16 protein-coding genes are annotated in these 16,062 nt (G+C 73.9%); 1 reads left to right on the top strand and 15 read right to left on the bottom strand.

The window, feature by feature from the left end; all coding sequences use genetic code 11:
- The first annotated feature begins 19 nt into the window (after nt 1-19).
- On the top strand, nt 20-607 hold the full coding sequence (mug, locus tag K353_RS19530; protein ID WP_111554989.1) for a G/U mismatch-specific DNA glycosylase: 588 nt from the start codon (nt 20-22) through the stop codon (nt 605-607).
- A 63-nt stretch (nt 608-670) separates the two neighbouring features.
- Here the strand turns inward: mug and K353_RS19525 are convergent, their stop codons facing one another.
- From K353_RS19525 to K353_RS35765, 15 genes are all read right to left on the bottom strand, one after another.
- Nucleotides 671-1,456: a phosphotransferase enzyme family protein gene (locus tag K353_RS19525; protein WP_233533689.1), complete on the bottom strand. Its 786-nt coding sequence runs from the start codon at nt 1,454-1,456 to the stop codon at nt 671-673.
- 149 nt (nt 1,457-1,605) lie between these two features.
- Entirely contained in the window at nt 1,606-2,007 is a 402-nt protein-coding gene (locus K353_RS19520) for a YccF domain-containing protein (protein ID WP_111554885.1), read from the bottom strand.
- 211 nt (nt 2,008-2,218) lie between these two features.
- Nucleotides 2,219-2,638, bottom strand: coding sequence for an SHOCT domain-containing protein (locus tag K353_RS19515; RefSeq protein ID WP_111554884.1), 420 nt, complete (start codon nt 2,636-2,638; stop codon nt 2,219-2,221).
- Nucleotides 2,639-2,817: 179 nt separating this feature from the next.
- Nucleotides 2,818-4,524, bottom strand: a complete 1,707-nt coding sequence (ctaD, locus tag K353_RS19510) for a cytochrome c oxidase subunit I (RefSeq protein WP_111554987.1) — start codon at nt 4,522-4,524, stop codon at nt 2,818-2,820.
- 200 nt (nt 4,525-4,724) lie between these two features.
- Nucleotides 4,725-5,582 carry a zinc metalloprotease HtpX gene (gene htpX, locus K353_RS19505; protein ID WP_111554883.1) on the bottom strand — a complete coding sequence of 286 codons (858 nt, stop codon included), beginning with the start codon at nt 5,580-5,582 and terminating at the stop codon, nt 4,725-4,727.
- A gap of 105 nt (nt 5,583-5,687) precedes the next feature.
- Entirely contained in the window at nt 5,688-7,184 is a 1,497-nt protein-coding gene (locus K353_RS19500) for an NADH-quinone oxidoreductase subunit N (protein WP_111554986.1), read from the bottom strand.
- A gap of 32 nt (nt 7,185-7,216) precedes the next feature.
- Nucleotides 7,217-8,743, bottom strand: coding sequence for a NuoM family protein (locus tag K353_RS19495; protein ID WP_111554882.1), 1,527 nt, complete (start codon nt 8,741-8,743; stop codon nt 7,217-7,219).
- 43 nt (nt 8,744-8,786) lie between these two features.
- The gene (locus K353_RS19490; RefSeq protein WP_111554881.1) at nt 8,787-10,805 is read right to left on the bottom strand and encodes an NADH-quinone oxidoreductase subunit L; all 2,019 of its coding nucleotides are present in this window, start codon (nt 10,803-10,805) and stop codon (nt 8,787-8,789) included.
- Nucleotides 10,802-11,158, bottom strand: coding sequence for an NADH-quinone oxidoreductase subunit NuoK (gene nuoK, locus K353_RS19485; RefSeq protein WP_111554880.1), 357 nt, complete (start codon nt 11,156-11,158; stop codon nt 10,802-10,804). Before nuoK ends, K353_RS19490 begins: the two co-directional genes overlap by 4 nt.
- A 1-nt stretch (nt 11,159) precedes the next feature.
- Nucleotides 11,160-11,807, bottom strand: coding sequence for an NADH-quinone oxidoreductase subunit J (locus K353_RS19480; protein WP_233533688.1), 648 nt, complete (start codon nt 11,805-11,807; stop codon nt 11,160-11,162).
- Nucleotides 11,804-12,364 carry an NADH-quinone oxidoreductase subunit I gene (locus K353_RS19475; RefSeq protein WP_100837765.1) on the bottom strand — a complete coding sequence of 187 codons (561 nt, stop codon included), beginning with the start codon at nt 12,362-12,364 and terminating at the stop codon, nt 11,804-11,806. Before K353_RS19475 ends, K353_RS19480 begins: the two co-directional genes overlap by 4 nt.
- On the bottom strand, nt 12,364-13,323 hold the full coding sequence (locus K353_RS19470; RefSeq protein WP_111554879.1) for a complex I subunit 1 family protein: 960 nt from the start codon (nt 13,321-13,323) through the stop codon (nt 12,364-12,366). The genes K353_RS19475 and K353_RS19470 overlap by 1 nt, the downstream gene beginning before the upstream one ends.
- Nucleotides 13,320-15,002 carry an NADH-quinone oxidoreductase subunit C gene (locus tag K353_RS19465; RefSeq protein ID WP_111554878.1) on the bottom strand — a complete coding sequence of 561 codons (1,683 nt, stop codon included), beginning with the start codon at nt 15,000-15,002 and terminating at the stop codon, nt 13,320-13,322. Before K353_RS19465 ends, K353_RS19470 begins: the two co-directional genes overlap by 4 nt.
- On the bottom strand, nt 14,999-15,628 hold the full coding sequence (locus K353_RS19460) for an NADH-quinone oxidoreductase subunit B (protein WP_111554877.1): 630 nt from the start codon (nt 15,626-15,628) through the stop codon (nt 14,999-15,001). The genes K353_RS19465 and K353_RS19460 overlap by 4 nt, the downstream gene beginning before the upstream one ends.
- Entirely contained in the window at nt 15,619-16,026 is a 408-nt protein-coding gene (locus tag K353_RS35765) for an NADH-quinone oxidoreductase subunit A (RefSeq protein ID WP_111554876.1), read from the bottom strand. Before K353_RS35765 ends, K353_RS19460 begins: the two co-directional genes overlap by 10 nt.
- Nucleotides 16,027-16,062 lie beyond the last annotated feature (36 nt).

Below are 16,062 nucleotides of genomic sequence, written 5' to 3'. Positions count from 1 at the left end.
GTACGGCAGAGTGGGCGGGGTGACCCGTACTCCGCCGCAGCGCCCGGCCAACGGCGCCAAGCCCACGCCCGAACAGCTCGCCGCCGCCCAGGACACCAGCATCGAGGACGTGGCCGCGCCCGGCCTGCGGGTGCTGTTCTGCGGGATCAACCCCGGTCTGTGGTCGGGCGCCACCGGCCGGCACTTCGCCCGGCCGGGCAACCGGTTCTGGCCCGCCCTGCACCGCTCCGGCTTCACCCCCCGGCAGCTGCGGCCGGACGAGCAGCAGGAGCTGCTCGGGCTCGGGCTGGGGATCACCAACGTGGTGGCCCGGACCACCGCGAAGGCGGCCGAGCTGACCGCCGAGGAGTACCTGGCGGGCGGACGGGACCTGGAGGTCCGGGTGCGGCGGCTGCGCCCGCGCGCGCTGGCGGTGCTCGGGATCGGGGCGTACCGGGCGGCGTTCGGCCGGCCGCGGGCGGCGGTCGGGCCGCAGCCGGAGCCGATCGGCGACACCGAGGTGTGGCTGCTGCCGAACCCGAGCGGGCTGAACGCGCACTACACGCTGGACGGGATCGCGGCCGAGTTCCGGGCCCTGCGCGAGCACCTGGAGCGGACCGACGGGTGATCGGGCGAACGGACGGGTGAACGGGCGGGTGAACGGGCGGGCCGGCCGCCGGGCCGGTCCCCGTCACTCCGCCAGGAGCAGGTCCTCGAAGCGGGCGCGCTCGCGCACCACGTACGCGGCGTCGGAGAGGTACATCAGGTGGTGCCCGTCGGCCAGGTGCGCGGCGAACGCGGCGCTCCCGGCGGCGGCTTCGGCCCGCATGTGCGCCACCAGGGCGTGCAGCCGGGCCTCGACCGCGTCCACCAGGCCCGCCCGGTCGGCCCGGCCGAGGCCGTACGCGTCGCAGAACTCCCTTACCCGGCGGGCCTGTTCGCCCGGGGTGCCGAAGCCGTCGGCGTTGCCGGGCGCGGTGGTGGGCGCCCAGCGGTAGACCGCGTGGGCGACGTCCCACAGCCGGGGGCCGGGGTGGGCGGTGTCGAAGTCGATGACGCCGACCACCCGTTCGCCGTCCAGCACGCAGTTGTGCGGGGCGTAGTCGCCGTGGCAGACCACCTCGACCGGCTCCCGGGCGGGCAGCATCCAGCCCTCGGCGCGGTAGCCCGCCGTGGCGTCGTGGTACCGCCGCAGCAGCCGGGCGGCGTCGAGCAGCGCGGTGCGGGAGGCGGAGGCCGGGGTGGCCGGGTAGTTCGGCACCTCGCCGGGCAGGAAGTCCAGGACCTCCCGCCCGTCCTCGGCGATGCCGTGGAACCGCGGCCCCGCCGTGAACCCGGCCGCCCGCAGGTGCGCCAGCAGCCCGTGCACGGCCGGTGACCACGGCCCGGTCGGCCGCAGCACCCGGTCGCCCCGGCGCTCGATCCGGTTGACCCCGCCCGCCATGATCTCGCCCGGCGCGTTCTCGCCGTCCGCCACGTGCCGCTCCTCGTCCGCCGCCCTGCTCCGACCGGACGGTTCTACCCCGCCGGGCACCGGGACGCGAACCCTTTCCGACCGGACGGAGCCCGGTCGGCGGGGCCGAGCCGGCGCGGCCCGACCGGCGGGGCGCGCTCGGCGGAGCGCGGTCAGCGGGCGCCGAAGCCCTGGTCGGTGGAGACGATGTCGCGGCCGAGCGGGGTCAGCGAGACCGGGACCATCTTGAGGTTGGCCCAGCCGAACGGGATGCCGATGATCGACAGGAACAGCGGGATGCTGGTGACGATGTGCCCGAGCGCCAGCCACCAGCCCGCGAACACCAGCCAGATCACGTTGCCCACGCAGGAGGGGGCCCCGGCGTCGGCGCGGACCACGGTGGTGCGGCCGAAGGGCCAGAGCATGAAGCCCGCGAGGCGGAAGGACGCGACGCCGAACGGGATCGTGACGATCAGGACGAAGCAGACGATCCCGGCGACCGCGTAGCCGATCGCCATCCACAGGCCGCAGAACAACAGCCAGATCACGTTGAGCAGGAAGTTGATCAGCTTCATGCCTCCAGGCTCGCACACCGGGGCCGGAAGGGGCAGGTGGCGGACCGGCCTTGTGGCAGGGGTGTGACGAGCGGAGCGCGGGGCGGAGCGCGAGGCGGGACGAGGGGCGGTCCACGAGGTGGGTCGCGGGGCGGCGCGGGCGGTGGCCGGGGACGGCGCGCGGCCCGCCCCGGGGTCGGGACGGGCCGCGCGCCGCTGCGCCGGACGGGGGTCAGGTGAGCAGCTTGTCCTTGGCCCGCTGGTACTCCTCCTCGGTCAGCGCGCCGCTGTTCTTGAGGTCGGCCAGCCGCGCCAGGTCCGCCACGTGGCCGCCCGAGGAGCCCCCGGAGGGCGCCGGGCCGCCACCGGTGCCGGCCGCCTTGCGGACGTACTCCTGGAAGGCGGCGTCGGCCTGTTTGGCCTGGGCGAGGTCGCGTTCGTGCATGGAGCCGCCGCGGACGATCAGGTAGAGCAGCACGCCCAGGAAGGGCAGCAGGATCACCAGGATCGTCCAGGCCGCCTTGGCGCCGCCGCCCATGTCGTGGCTGCGGAAGATGTCCGTGATGATCTTGAACAGCAGGAAGAACCAGAGGATCCAGAGGAACAGCTCCAGCATCGTCCAGAAGATGTTGAGCAGCGGATAGTTGTCCATGACGCTCCGATCCCGCGCACGGTCAGACCGAACGCCCCCGCGCGTCGGACGGCACGGGGACGAAACGATTCATATCACCGCGAAACGGACGCCGCACCCGGGCCGGACCGCCGGTGCGACACCGGTACGACACCGGTAAGACGCCGACGCGGCCCCGGCGCGGCCCTCGCGGCGGCAGGTCAGCGCGGTTCGTTCTGCAGCCGGTCGGACTCGGTGATCTCCGGGTGGTGCAGGTCGAACGCCGGGGACTCGGAGCGGACCCGCGGCAGGGTGGTGAAGTTGTGCCGGGGCGGCGGGCAGGAGGTCGCCCACTCCAGCGAGCGGCCGTAGCCCCACGGGTCGTCGACCTCCACCCTGGGCGCGTACTTGGCGGTCCGCCAGACGTTGTAGAGGAACGGCAGCGTGGAGAGGCCGAGCAGGAAGGACCCGACGCTGGAGACGGTGTTGAGCGTGGTGAAGCCGTCCGAGGCCAGGTAGTCGGCGTAGCGGCGCGGCATGCCCTCGGCGCCCAGCCAGTGCTGGACCAGGAAGGTGGTGTGGAAGCCGACGAACAGCGTCCAGAAGTGGATCCGCCCGAGGCGCTCGTCCAGCATCCGGCCGGTCATCTTCGGCCACCAGAAGTAGAAGCCCGCGAACATCGCGAAGACCACCGTCCCGAACACCACGTAGTGGAAGTGCGCGACCACGAAGTACGAGTCGGAGACGTGGAAGTCGATCGGCGGCGAGGCCAGCAGCACGCCGGTCAGGCCGCCGAACAGGAAGGTGACCAGGAAGCCGATCGACCAGAGCATCGGCGTCTCGAAGCTGAGCGAACCGCGCCACATGGTGCCGACCCAGTTGAAGAACTTCACGCCGGTCGGGACGGCGATCAGGAAGGTCATGAAGGAGAAGAACGGCAGCAGCACCTGCCCGGTGACGAACATGTGGTGCGCCCAGACGGTGATCGACAGGCCCGCGATGGCGATGGTCGCGGCGATCAGGCCGGAGTAGCCGAAGACCGGTTTGCGGGAGAACACCGGGAGGATCTCGGTCACGATGCCGAAGAACGGCAGCGCGATGATGTACACCTCCGGGTGCCCGAAGAACCAGAACAGGTGCTGCCAGAGCAGCGGCCCGCCGTTGGCCGGGTCGAAGACGTGCGCGCCGAACTTGCGGTCCGCCTCCAGGCAGAGCAGCGCGCCGGCCAGCACCGGGAAGGCCATCAGCACCAGGATCGAGGTCAGCAGGATGTTCCAGGTGAAGATCGACATCCGGAACAGCGTCATGCCGGGGGCGCGCAGGCAGACGATCGTGGTGACGAAGTTGACCGAGCCGAGGATGGTGCCGAAGCCGGAGAAGCCCAGGCCCATGATCCACAGGTCGGCGCCTACCCCGGGCGAGTGCACCTCGCTGTTCAGCGGCGCGTACGCGAACCAGCCGAAGTCGGCCGCGCCCTGCGGGGTCAGGAAACCGGCCACCGCGATCAGCGAGCCGAACAGGTACAGCCAGTAGGCGAAGGCGTTCAGCCGGGGGAAGGCCACGTCGGGGGCGCCGATGTGCAGCGGCATGAACCAGTTCGCGAAGCCCGCGAACAGCGGGGTGGCGAACATCAGCAGCATGATCGTGCCGTGCATGGTGAACGCCTGGTTGAACTGCTCGTTCGACAGGATCTGCGTCCCCGGACGGGCCAGCTCGGCCCGCATCACCAGCGCCAGCACCCCGCCGAGCAGGAAGAAGGCGAACGAGGTGGCCAGGTAGAGGGTGCCGATCTGCTTGTGGTCGGTGGTGGTCAGCCACCCCACCAGCGCCCGGCCCCGGCGCGGGCGGGAGGCCCGGCCGAAGCGGCGGTGCGGGGGCGGGGGCGGCGGCGGACCGCTCCGGCCCAGTTCTGCGTCGCTCGGCAGCATGGTCACCGCACCGCACCTCCGGCCTCGGGTCTGGCAGTGCGTCCAGCCCTACCAGCGGGGCGGCGGCGGCACCGGGACGCTCGCCGGGCGGTCGCCCGAAGGGGCCAGCGCGTGCCCGCGGCCGACGCGAGGAGCGGCCCCGGGAGGAACGGCGGGGAGCAGCAAGGAGCGGCAGGGAGCGCCAGGGAGCGGCGGGTCGGTCAGCGCCCGGCCATCCGCTCCAGGCGGGCGATCCGCTCGCGCATCGGCGGGTGGGTGGAGAACAGCTTCGCGCCGCGCTCGCCGGGACGGAACGGGTTGGCGATCATCATGTGGCCGGCGGTCTGGAGCTGCGGCTCGGGCGGCAGCGGCAGCCGCTGGGTGCCGGCGTCCAGCTTGCGCAGGGCGTCTGCCAGGGCGAGCGGGTCGCCGGTGATCCGGGCGCCGTCGGCGTCCGCCTGGTACTCGCGGGAGCGGCTGACGGCCAGTTGGATCAGGCCGGCCGCGACCGGGCCCAGGATCATGATCGCCAGCATGCCGACCAGGCCCGGGCCGTCGTCGTCGTCCGAGCGGCCGACCGGGATCAGCCAGGCGAAGTTGACCAGGAACATCACCACCGAGGCGAGCGCCCCGGCCACCGAGGAGATCAGGATGTCCCGGTTGTAGACGTGGCTCAGCTCGTGGCCGAGGACGCCGCGCAGCTCGCGCTCGTCGAGCAGTTGCAGGATGCCGTCGGTGCAGCAGACCGCCGCGTTGCGCGGGTTGCGGCCGGTGGCGAAGGCGTTCGGCGCGGGCGTCGGCGAGATGTACAGCCGGGGCATCGGCTGGCGGGCCGAGGTGGAGAGCTCGCGGACGATCCGGTACAGCTGCGGGGCCTCGATCTCGCTGACCGGGCGGGCCCGCATCGCGCGCAGCGCCAGCCGGTCGCTGTTCCAGTACGCGTACGCGTTGGTGCCGACCGCGACCAGCAGGGCCACCAGCAGACCGGTGCGGCCGAAGAAGCTGCCGATCACCAGGATCAGCGCGGACAGGCCGCCCAACAGGACGGCCGTCCGCAATCCGTTGTGGTGGCTGTGCACTGCGGGCCCTCCTGTGGTGCCGGTGGAAGCCGTGGAACCGCTTCCCTCTGCCGGGATCAACGCCCCGAACTGGCCGGTTCGTTCCCCTCGGCATTCGACCACAGGTCAGAACAGGCTGCCCGACACCACCTGGAGGACCAGCTGCGGGGCCACCGAGAGCACCGCCGCTCCGCCGGCCGCCAGGCCCAGCGCGACCCGGAGCGAGGCCGGGGAACGGCGCGGCTCGGCCGCTCCGGCGGACGGCGCGAACAGCAGGGCGGTCCACTTCAGGTAGTAGGCGAGCGCGACCACCACGTTCACCGCCATCACCACGGCCAGCCAGCCCAGGCCCGCGTCCACGGCCGCGCGGAACACCACGACCTTGCCGAACAGGCCGACCACGCCGGGCGGCAGGCCCGCCAGGCAGAGCAGGAAGAAGGCCAGGGCGAGCGCCGCCCAGCGGTTGCGCCCGGCCAGGCCGCGGAAGCCGTCCAGCCGGCCGGAGCCGCCGACCAGCGCGACCGCGCCGAACGCGCCCAGGTTCACCAGGCCGTAGATCAGCGCGTACGCCACGGTCGCGCCCAGCGGCTCGGCCGAGCCGGCGTACCCGGCGGCGGCCAGCGGCACCAGCAGGTACCCGGCCTGGCCGACCGAGGACCAGGCCAGCAGCCGGACCGCCCCGTGCGGGGCGTCGGGGCGCTGGCGCAGCGCGGCGGCGTTGCCGGCCGTCATGGTGAGCGCGGCGAGCACCGCCAGCACCAGGCCCCAGGTGTGGCCGTACGGGCGGAAGGCCAGCGTGGTGACCAGGGCGAGGCCGGACAGGCCGGCCGCCTTGCCGACCACCGAGAGGTAGCCGGCCACCGGGAGCGGGGCGCCGACGTAGGTGTCGGGCACCCAGAAGTGGAACGGGACGGCGGCGGTCTTGAACGCGAAGCCGACCAGGGTGAGCACCGCGCCCGCCTCGGCGAGCGGCTTCAACCGGCCGGGGGCGTGCGCCAGTCCGTCGGCGACGCCCTGGAGCTGGAGCGTCCCGGCGGCGGCGTAGACGAAGCTGACGCCGAGCAGCATCACGGCGGTCGCGGTGACCGAGGAGAGGAAGAACTTGAGCGCGCTCTCCGCGCCCCGGCCGTCCCGGCGCAGGGCGACCAGGGCGAACGCGGGCAGGGTGGCCACCTCCAGGGCGATCACCAGGGTGGCGAGGTCCCGGGCGGCGGGCAGCAGGGCGGCGCCGCAGGCCGAGCAGAGCAGCAGGAACCAGTACTCGCCGCCGGGCAGCCGCTCCTTCTCGACGGTGTGCAGCGAGAGCAGCACGGTCAGCAGCGCGCCGCCCAGCGCCAGCAGCTGGAAGGCGAGCGCGAAGTGGTCGGCGGTGTAGGAGCAGCCGCCGCTCCCGAAGCAGAACGTCGAGCGGGCGTCGCCGACCAGCGGGATCAGCGCGGCCAGCGCGGCCAGCAGTCCGGCCGCGCTCAGCCACCCCAGCAGGCGCTTGCGGGCCGGCGGCAGGAACAGGTCGGTGACCAGCACGGCGAGGGCGGCGAGCGCGGCGATCAGCGGCGGGGCGACGGCCACCCAGTCGACGGACTGGATCAGGCCGCCCGGGTCGGCGACGGCGAGCGGAGTCATGAGGGGCTGCCCCAGGTCGTGAGCGGTGGTCATCAGCCGCCTCCGAGGAGGTGCTTGACGGCCGGGTCGGAGAGGCCGAGGAGCAGGGCCGGCCACAGGCCCGCGAGCAGGGTGAGCGCGGCGAGCGGCGTCCAGCTGGCGGCCTCGTGGCCCTGGAGGTCGGGCAGGACGGCGACCGGGGCTGGCTGCTTCGGGTCGCCCGCGCAGACCCGCTTGACCACGACCAGCAGGTAGCCGGCGGTGAGCAGGGTTCCGAGGCCGGCCAGCACCATGTAGGTGAGGAACGCGGGCCGGGAGAGCCCGGCGGCCGGGTCGAACGCGCCGTACATGGCGAGCAGTTCGCCCCAGAACCCGGCCAGTCCGGGCAGGCCGAGGCTGGCCACGGCGGCGAACGCGAGCAGCGCGCCGATCCGGGGGGCGCGGCCGTACAGGGCGGCGCCGGTGGCCCCGGCGAGGGTGTCGAGGTCGGCGGTGCCGTAGCGGTCCTTGACCGCGCCGACCACGAAGAACAGCAGGCCGGTGATCAGGCCGTGCGCGATGTTGGCGAACAGCGCGCCGTTCAGGCCGGCCGGGGTGAGCGAGGCGATGCCGAGCAGCACGAAGCCCATGTGGCCGACCGAGGAGTAGGCGATCAGCCGCTTGAGGTCGCCCTTGGCGCCCTTGCGTGCGAGCGCCAGGCAGGCGAGCGAGCCGTAGACGATGCCGACGGCGGCGAACGCACCCAGGTAGGGGGCGAAGGTCGCGGTGCCGTCCGGGACGATCGGCAGCAGGACGCGGACCAGGCCGTAGGTGCCCATCTTGAGCATCACGCCGGCCAGCAGCACCGAGCCGGCGGTGGGGGCGGCGGTGTGCGCGTCGGGCAGCCAGGAGTGCAGCGGCCAGGCCGGGGCCTTCACGGCGAGGCCGACCAGGATCGCCAGCGCGGCGATCAGCTGGGTGGTGTGCGAGAGGCCGCCGCCGTGCGCGGCGGCGAGCCGCACCATGTCGAACGTCCCGGCCTGGACGCCGATCAGCAGGAAGCCGAGCAGCATCACGGCGGAGCCGAGCAGGGTGTACAGGATGAACCGGTTCGCGGCGGCGGCCTTCCGTCCGCTGCCCCAGCGCGCGATCAGGAAGTACATCGGGATCAGGACGATCTCGAAGGCCAGGAAGAACAGCACCAGGTCGAGCACCGCGAAGGTGGCCAGCATGCCGGTCTCCAGCAGGAGCAGCAGGCCGGTGAAGGCCCGGCCGCCGGGGCCCGCGGGGAGCTGCTTCAGCGAGTACAGCGCGCACAGGAAGGTGAGCAGCGCGGTGAGCACCAGCAGCGGCAGCGAGATGCCGTCGGTGCCCAGGTGCAGGCGCACGTCCAGGGCGGGGATCCAGGACACGTCGGTGACGGCCTGCATCCGGCCCGGGTCGCCGTGGTCGAAGCCGGCCGCGAGGGCGACCGCCAGCAGCAGGGTGCCGCCGGTGACGGCGGTGCCGAGGCGCAGGGCCCGCCGGTCGCCGATCGGGGCGAGCGTCAGGGCGGCGCCGAGCAGCGGCAGCGCCAGGAGGGCGATGAGGACCGCGTTCATCGGGGGCTCCAAGGGCGTGCCGGGACGGGGAGGTGAGGACGGGTCATGAGCCGACCGCCACCAGGACGGCGAGCAGTACGGCCCCGGCCAGCAGCGCGTTCAGGTAGCCCTGGGCGTTGCCGGTCTGGGCGAGGCGGACGGCGCGGCCGAGCCAGCCGGGGGCGGCGCCCGCGCCGCGCACGTACGTCTCCACCACGGCCCGGTCCAGGAAGCGGACCAGCCGGGCGGCGGCCCGGGTGGGCCGGACGAACAGGGCGCTGTACAGCCGGTCGACGCCGAAGCCGTGCTGGGCGGGCCCGTACAGCGGGCCGAGCAGCAGGCGTCCGGGGTCGGCGGCGGCCGGGGGCGCGGCGGGCGCGGTGAGCGTCTCGGCGGCGGGCGGGCCGGCCTGCGGGGGGACCCGGACGGGCGGGGCGGCGGCGGCCCGGGCGGCGGCGGTGCGCCAGGCGGCGTAGCCGATCAGCAGGCCGGCCACCGCGGCGCCGGTGCCGAGCACCATGGTCGCGGTGGCGGGGCGCAGCGGTTCGCCGTCGAGCAGGGCGGGGAGCCAGTCGGTGCGCAGCCCGAGCAGGCCGAAGCCCATGGTGGGGAGGGCCAGCACCCACAGCGGCCAGCGCATCGCGGCCGGTTCGGCGTGCGCCGGGTCGGCCTCGTCGATCTCCGGGGAGTACGGGGCGGCGGCGGGGGCGGCCACCGGCCGGGCGTGGAAGGCGACCAGCCAGAGCCGGGCGGCGTAGGCGGCGGTGAGCAGCGCGGTGAGCAGCCCGGCCGCCAGGACCGTCCAGCCGGCCGCGGCGGGGACGGCCGAGGCGGGGCCGAGGGTGCCGGTGAGCGCCTCCCCGTGGGCGGCGTGCTCGGCGGCGGTGAGCACCGACTCCTTGGTGAAGAAGCCGGTGAACGGCGGCAGGCCGACCAGGGCGACCAGGGCGATGCCCATCGTCCAGTAGGCGTCGGGGACGCGGTGGCGCAGGCCCTCGATCCGGGACATGGCGCTGATCGAGTTGGTGTGCGCGGCGTGGATGACCACGCCGGCGGTGAGGAACAGCAGCGCCTTGAACGCGCCGTGGCCGACCAGGTGGAACACCGCGGCCTGCCGGTCGCCGGCGGCCAGCGCGCCGGTCATGTAGCCGAGCTGGCCGACCGTCGAGTAGGCGAGCACCCGCTTGAGGTCGTCCTGGGCGAGCGCGCACAGCGCGGAGCCGACCATGGTGACGGCCGCCATCACGGCGAGCACCAGCAGCGCGGCGGAGGACAGCAGGAACACCGGCAGCAGCCGGGCGACCAGGTAGACGCCGGCCGCGACCATGGTGGCGGCGTGGATCAGCGCGGAGACCGGGGTGGGGCCGGCCATCGCGTCCGGCAGCCAGGTGTGCAGCGGGAACTGGGCGCTCTTGCCGGCCACGCCGCCGAGCAGCAGCAGGGCGATCAGGGTGGGGTGCTGGAGTCCGCCGGTGGTGGCGGTGTGCAGCACGTCGGTGATCCGGAACGTCCCGGCGTCGGCGCCGAGCAGGAACAGGCCGAACAGGAACGGCACGTCGCCGAGCTTGGTGACCAGGAACGCCTTGAGCGAGGCGGTGCGGGCGTCGGCGGTCTCCCAGTGGTGGCCGATCAGGAAGTACGAGCAGATGCCCATCACCTCCCAGCCGACCAGCAGCACGATCAGGTCGCCGGAGTAGACGACCAGGAACATCGCGGCGGTGAACAGCGAGACCAGGGCCGCGTACGAGGGGTAGCGCGGGTCGTCCTTGAGGTAGGCCGTGGAGTAGACCTGCACGCAGGTGGCGACCAAGCCGACCAGCACCGAGATCAGCGAGGAGAAGCCGTCCAGGTGCAGGGCGAGCGAGATCTCGGGGCCGCCGGTGGGGGCGAGCCGGGTGCCGGCGTCCAGGGTGGTGCCGGTGCCCAGTTGCAGGGCGGTGACCAGGGCGAGCACGGCGGACACCGCGACCGGCAGCACCGCCAGCGGGCGGGCCAGGCCGGGGTGCCGGCGGCCGGTGGCGAGGCCGGCGGCGGCGCCGAGCGCGGGCAGCACGGGGACGAGGATCGGCAGCGCGAGGTTCATGCGGCGGCCCGCTCCTTCTCGGCACCGGCGGGGTCGTCCGCCTCGTGGCGGTCGCCGAGCGCGGTGACCCCGTCGACGGCCGCGGTGCGGCGGGTGCGGTAGACCAGCAGCACGATCGCCAGGCCGAGGCCGATCTCGGCGGCGGCGATGGTGATGGTGAACAGGGTGAGCGCCTGGCCGGCGTGCAGGGTGTCGCGCAGCCAGACGTCGAAGGCGACCAGGTTGAGGTTGACGGCGTTGAGCATCAGCTCGACCGACATCAGCACCAGGACGACGTTGCGCCGGGCGAGCACGCCGTACACGCCGACGCTGAACAGCAGCACGGCGAGGACGGCGGGGTAGGCGAGGTGCACGTCAGCGCTCCTTCGGCTCGGTCGGGGCGGTGCGCGGCTGCCCGGTGCGCGGCTGCCCGGCGCGCAGCTTCCCGGCCCGGGGCCGGGCCCGGCCGTCCCCGGTGCGGGAGAGCACGATCGCGCCGACCAGGGCGGCGAGCAGCAGCACCGAGAGCGCCTCGAACGGCAGCACCCAGTGCGAGAACAGGTACTCACCGGTCAGCCGGGTGGTGCCGGCCGCGCCGGACAGGTCGATCCAGGACGAGCGGAACGCGTCCACCACCAGGGTGACCAGGGTCGCGGCGGAGGCCAGGCCGACGGCGAGCGCGGCCGGGCGGTTGCCGGAGTCGGCGTCCGGGGAGCGGCCGATCGGGGCACGGGTCAGCATCAGGCCGAACAGCACCAGCACGATCACCGAGCCCAGGTACACCAGCACCTGCACCCAGGCCACGAACTCGGCCGTCAGCAGCAGGAACTCGACCGCCAGCCCGCCCAGCGCGACCACCAGCCAGAGCGCGGCGTGCACCAACTGGCGGGTGGTCACCGAGACCACGGCGGCACCGAGCACGAGCACACCGACCAGCAGGAAGACGATCTCCTGCCCGGTCGGCGAGAGGTACGAGCGCGCGGCGGGCTCCAGCGAGCCCGCCGCGGCCAGCAGGGTGCTCAACTCTCCCCACCCTCCTCGGCGGAGGCCGCCGCCGCGGCGGCGGCGGCCAGCTTGTCGGCGGCCTTGCGGGCCATGGCGATCTCCTTGGGCTCCTCCGCCGCGGCGTCGTGCGCGGGCGGCGGCGGGACGGTCCACATCCACTCGCGCAGCCGCTCGCGCTCGTGGGTGAGCTCGCGGATGTCGGTCTCCGCGTACTCGAACTCCGGGGACCAGAACAGCGCGTCGAACGGGCAGACCTCGACGCAGATCCCGCAGTACATGCAGAGCGAGAAGTCGATCGCGAAGCGGTCCAGCACGTTGCGGGTGCGGGCGCGGGCGTTCGGGTCGGCGGCGGGCAGCGTCTCCTTGTGGGAGTCGATGTAGATGCACCAGTCCGGGCACTCGCGGGCGCACAGCATGCAGACCGTGCAGTTCTCCTCCAGCAGCGCGATCACGCCGCGCGAGCGCGGCGGCAGGTCGGGCTGCACGTCGGGGTACTGCGCGGTGACGGTCTTCCGCACCATCGTGCGCAGGGTGACGGCCAGGCCCTTGGCCAGGCCGGAGCCGGGAATTCCCATTACGAGATCGCCACCTTGATGATGCCGGTCAGGGCGAGCTGGGCCAGCGCCAGCGGGATCAGCACCGTCCACGCGAAGCGCATCAGCTGGTCCTCGCGCAGCCGCGGGTAGGTGACCCGCAGCCAGAGCACCACGAAGGCCAGCGCGAAGGTCTTCACCAGCGTCCACAGCCAGCCGAGGCCGTCCGAGAACGGGCCGTGCCAGCCGCCCAGGAACAGCACCGAGGTCAGGCCGCAGAGCACCACGATGCCCGCGTACTCGGCGAGCAGGAACAGCGCGAAGCGCAGGCCGGTGTACTCGGTGTACGCGCCGAAGATGATCTCCGAGTCGGCCACCGGCATGTCGAACGGCGGACGCTGCAACTCGGCCAGCCCGGCCGTGAAGAACACGAACGCGCCGATCAACTGCCACGGCACCCACCACCAGTGGAAGGCGTCCACGATGCCCGGCAGCGAGACGGTGCCCGCCGCCATCGCCACCGAGGCGGCGGCCAGCAGCATCGGCAGCTCGTACGACATCAACTGCGCGGCCGTGCGCAGCGCGCCCAGCAGCGAGAACTTGTTGGCCGACGCCCACCCCGCCATCAGCGAGCCCAGCACGCCGACGCCCATCACGGCCAGCACGAAGAAGATGCCCGCGTCGACCACCTGGCCGACCATCCCGTCCGGCCCGACCGGGATCACCAGCAGCACCAGTAGGTACGGCAGCAGCGCGACGGCCGGGGCCAGTTGGAAGATCCGCCGGTCGGCCCCGGACGGGACGACGTTCTCCTTCTGGGCGAACTTCACCCCGTCCGCGACCAGTTGCGCCCACCCGTGGAACCCGCCCGCGTACATCGGACCGAGCCGGCCCTGCATGTGCGCCATCACCTTGTGCTCGGCCTGGCCGACCACCAGCGGCAGCACCAGGAACGCCACCAGCGTGCCGACACAGCGCAGCAGCGTGTCGAGGAGGTTCACGCGCTGTCTCCGTCCTGCTCGGTGGGACGCTCGGACTGCGGCCGCTCCGACCGCGACTGCCCGGATTGCCCGGCCTGCTCCGGCCCGGACTCCGGCTCCGCCGACTCGGGCGGCGACTGTTCGGGCTGCGGCTGTTCCGGCTGCGCCGACCCGGGCTGCGCCTGCTCCGGCCCCGCCCGTCCGGGCCCTGCCGACCCGGCCTGCCCGGCCTGTTCGCTCTCCACCGACCCGGGGTGCTCAGGCCGCGACTGTTCCGGCCGCGCCGACCCGGGCCGCTCAGCCTGCTCGGGCTTCACCAGCCCGGCCTGCTCGACCTGCTCGGGCCTCGGCTGTTCCGGCTTCACCAGCCCGGCCTGCTCGACCTGCTCGGGCCTCGGCTGTTCCGGCTTCACCAGCCCGGCATGCTCGACCTGCTCCGGCTCTGCCGACGCGGCCTGCTCGCTCTTCACCGATTCGGTCTGCTCGGCCTGCTCGGGCTCCGCCGACCCGGCCTGCTCAGCCTGCTCCGGCTCCACCAGCCCAGGCTCTGCCGACCTGGCCTGCCCGTCCTGCTCGCTCTCCACCGACTCGGCCTGCCCAGCCTGCGGCTGTTCCGGCTCCGCCGACCCGGGCTGCGCGACCTGCTCAGGCCCGGATTCCGACTCCGGCTGCGGCTGTTCCGGCTTCGCCGACCCGGGCTGCTCAGCCTGCTCGGGCTTCACCAGCCCGGCCTGCTCCGGCTTCGCCCGCCCGGGCTCGGGCTGCTCGTCGTGGGCCGGGACGGGCGCGTGCCACGGGGCGTCGGACGACTGGGTGCGGGCGGCGCGGCGCGGGGGCTCGGGCTGTTCGGCCGGGGTTGCGGGGGTGGCCTGGCTGACGGAGCCCTCGCCGACGCTGCGGGTGCGGCGCGGGCGGTCGGCGCGGACCGGCGGGGTCTCGGGGGCGGTGCCGGCGGCCGGGGCGGCCTGGCTCGCGGAGCCGGTCTCGACGCTGCGGGTGCGGCGCGGGCGGTCGACGCCGGCGGCCGCGCCGGCCCGCGCGCCGCGGGCGGGGCGTTCGGCGACCGGCGGCAGGGTGCCCTTGAGCGGGCCCCACTCGTTCGGGTCGGGGACGCCGGCGGGCTGCATCTTGCGCCGGGCCGGGCCGCCGTGGTCGGCGGACTCGCCGGGCTCCTTGGCGCCGGGCCAGTCCTTGGCGACCCGGGCGGCCAGCACGAAGTCCTTGCGCAGCGGGTGGCCCTCGAAGCCGTCGGGCAGCAGCAGGGTGACGGGGTGCGGGTGGCCCGGGAACTCGATGCCGAACATCTCCAGGGTCTCCCGCTCGTGCCAGGCGGCACCGGCGTACACCCCGACGGCGGTGGGCAGCGCGGCCTTCTCGCGCGGCACCCGGGTGCGCAGCAGCAGCCGGCGCACGCCGCCGGGCTCGCCGACGGCGGCCAGGTGCGCGCAGACCGCGAAGCCCCGGTCGAGGTCGTCGACGGCGCTCAGCCAGTCCAGGAAGGCCAGTCCGAGGGTGTCGCGGGCGGCGGTGAGCGCCTCGATCCAGTGCTCGGCGGGCACGTCGACGGTGAGCAGGTCGTACGCCTCGGCGGCGGTCGCCCAGGGGCCGACGGCCGCGGCGGTGCGCTCGGCGGGGGTCGGCTCCGGTGCCGGTTCGGGTGCCTGCTCGGGCGTCCCGGAGGTGTCCGGGGTGTCGGTCACTGCCCCTCCTCCCCGGGCGCGGTGCGCAGCGGGCGGCCCAGCGCGGCGGCGGGCGCGGCGTAGCGCTGCGGCACGTCCTCGGCGGCGATCTTCTCCTGGAGCTTGAGGATGCCCTGGAGCAGCGCCTCGGGCCGGGGCGGGCAGCCGGGCACGTAGACGTCGACCGGGATGATCTGGTCGACGCCCTTGGTGACGGAGTACGAGTCCCAGTACGGGCCGCCGGAGTTGGCGCAGGCGCCGAAGGAGATGACGTACTTCGGTTCGGGCATCTGCTCGTACAGGCGCTTGACGGCGGGGGCCATCTTGTCGGTGACGGTGCCCGAGACGATCATCAGGTCGGCCTGCCGGGGGCCGGGCGCGAACGGGATGACACCCATCCGGATGAAGTCGTGCTTGGCCATCGACGCGGCGATGAACTCGATCGCGCAGCAGGCCAGTCCGAAGTTGAAGCACCAGAGGCTGTAGCGGCGGCCCCAGTTGAGCACCACCTTGACCGGGTCCGGGGCGAGCCGGGCCAGCGGGCCGAGGCGGCGCTGCTCGACGGCGGCACCGGGGCGGGCCGGGTCGGGGAGGCCGAGCGGGACGGGGCCGGAGCCGGGCGTCCCGTGCGAGTGCGTCACGTCCATTCCAGAACGCCCTTCTTCCAGGCGTAGAGCAGTCCGACCGCGAGGAATCCGATGAAGACGAACATCTCCACCAGCGTGGCCGCCCCGAAGCCGGCGGCGGCGAACACCGTGGCCCACGGGAACAGGTAGATCGCGTCGACCGCGAAGATCACGTAGAGGAAGGCGTAGACGTAGTACCGGATCTGGGTGTGCGCCCAGCCCTCGCCGACCGGGTCGACCCCGCACTCGTAGGCGAGCAGCTTCTCGGGGGTGTCGACCACCGGTCGCAGCAGGCGGTTCGCGGTGAAGGCCACCACGACGAAGAGGACGCCGATGACCGCCAGCAGACCGATCGCCGCGTAGGCGTCGAAGTAGCCGCTGCCGGCAGCGGGGTCGGCAGCGAGCGGCTGCCACTCCATGGGTCACGCCCTTCTTCTTTGCCCGTCCATAACCAT

This window comes from Kitasatospora sp. SolWspMP-SS2h, assembly GCF_003259315.1.
GTDB classification, from domain to species: Bacteria; Actinomycetota; Actinomycetes; order Streptomycetales; family Streptomycetaceae; genus Kitasatospora; species Kitasatospora fiedleri.
This window is presented reverse-complemented; position numbering and strand designations above follow the sequence as displayed.

Coding starts and splice junctions, on each gene's coding strand:
- K353_RS19520 (WP_111554885.1), bottom strand. CDS start 2,007: ATGAAGCTGATCAACTTCCTGCTCAACGTGATCTGGCTGTTGTTCTGC.
- K353_RS19515 (WP_111554884.1), bottom strand. CDS start 2,638: ATGGACAACTATCCGCTGCTCAACATCTTCTGGACGATGCTGGAGCTG.
- ctaD (WP_111554987.1), bottom strand. CDS start 4,524: ATGCTGCCGAGCGACGCAGAACTGGGCCGGAGCGGTCCGCCGCCGCCC.
- K353_RS19500 (WP_111554986.1), bottom strand. CDS start 7,184: ATGACTCCGCTCGCCGTCGCCGACCCGGGCGGCCTGATCCAGTCCGTC.
- K353_RS19495 (WP_111554882.1), bottom strand. CDS start 8,743: ATGAACGCGGTCCTCATCGCCCTCCTGGCGCTGCCGCTGCTCGGCGCC.
- K353_RS19490 (WP_111554881.1), bottom strand. CDS start 10,805: ATGAACCTCGCGCTGCCGATCCTCGTCCCCGTGCTGCCCGCGCTCGGC.
- K353_RS19475 (WP_100837765.1), bottom strand. CDS start 12,364: ATGGGAATTCCCGGCTCCGGCCTGGCCAAGGGCCTGGCCGTCACCCTG.
- K353_RS19460 (WP_111554877.1), bottom strand. CDS start 15,628: ATGGACGTGACGCACTCGCACGGGACGCCCGGCTCCGGCCCCGTCCCG.
- K353_RS35765 (WP_111554876.1), bottom strand. CDS start 16,026: ATGGAGTGGCAGCCGCTCGCTGCCGACCCCGCTGCCGGCAGCGGCTAC.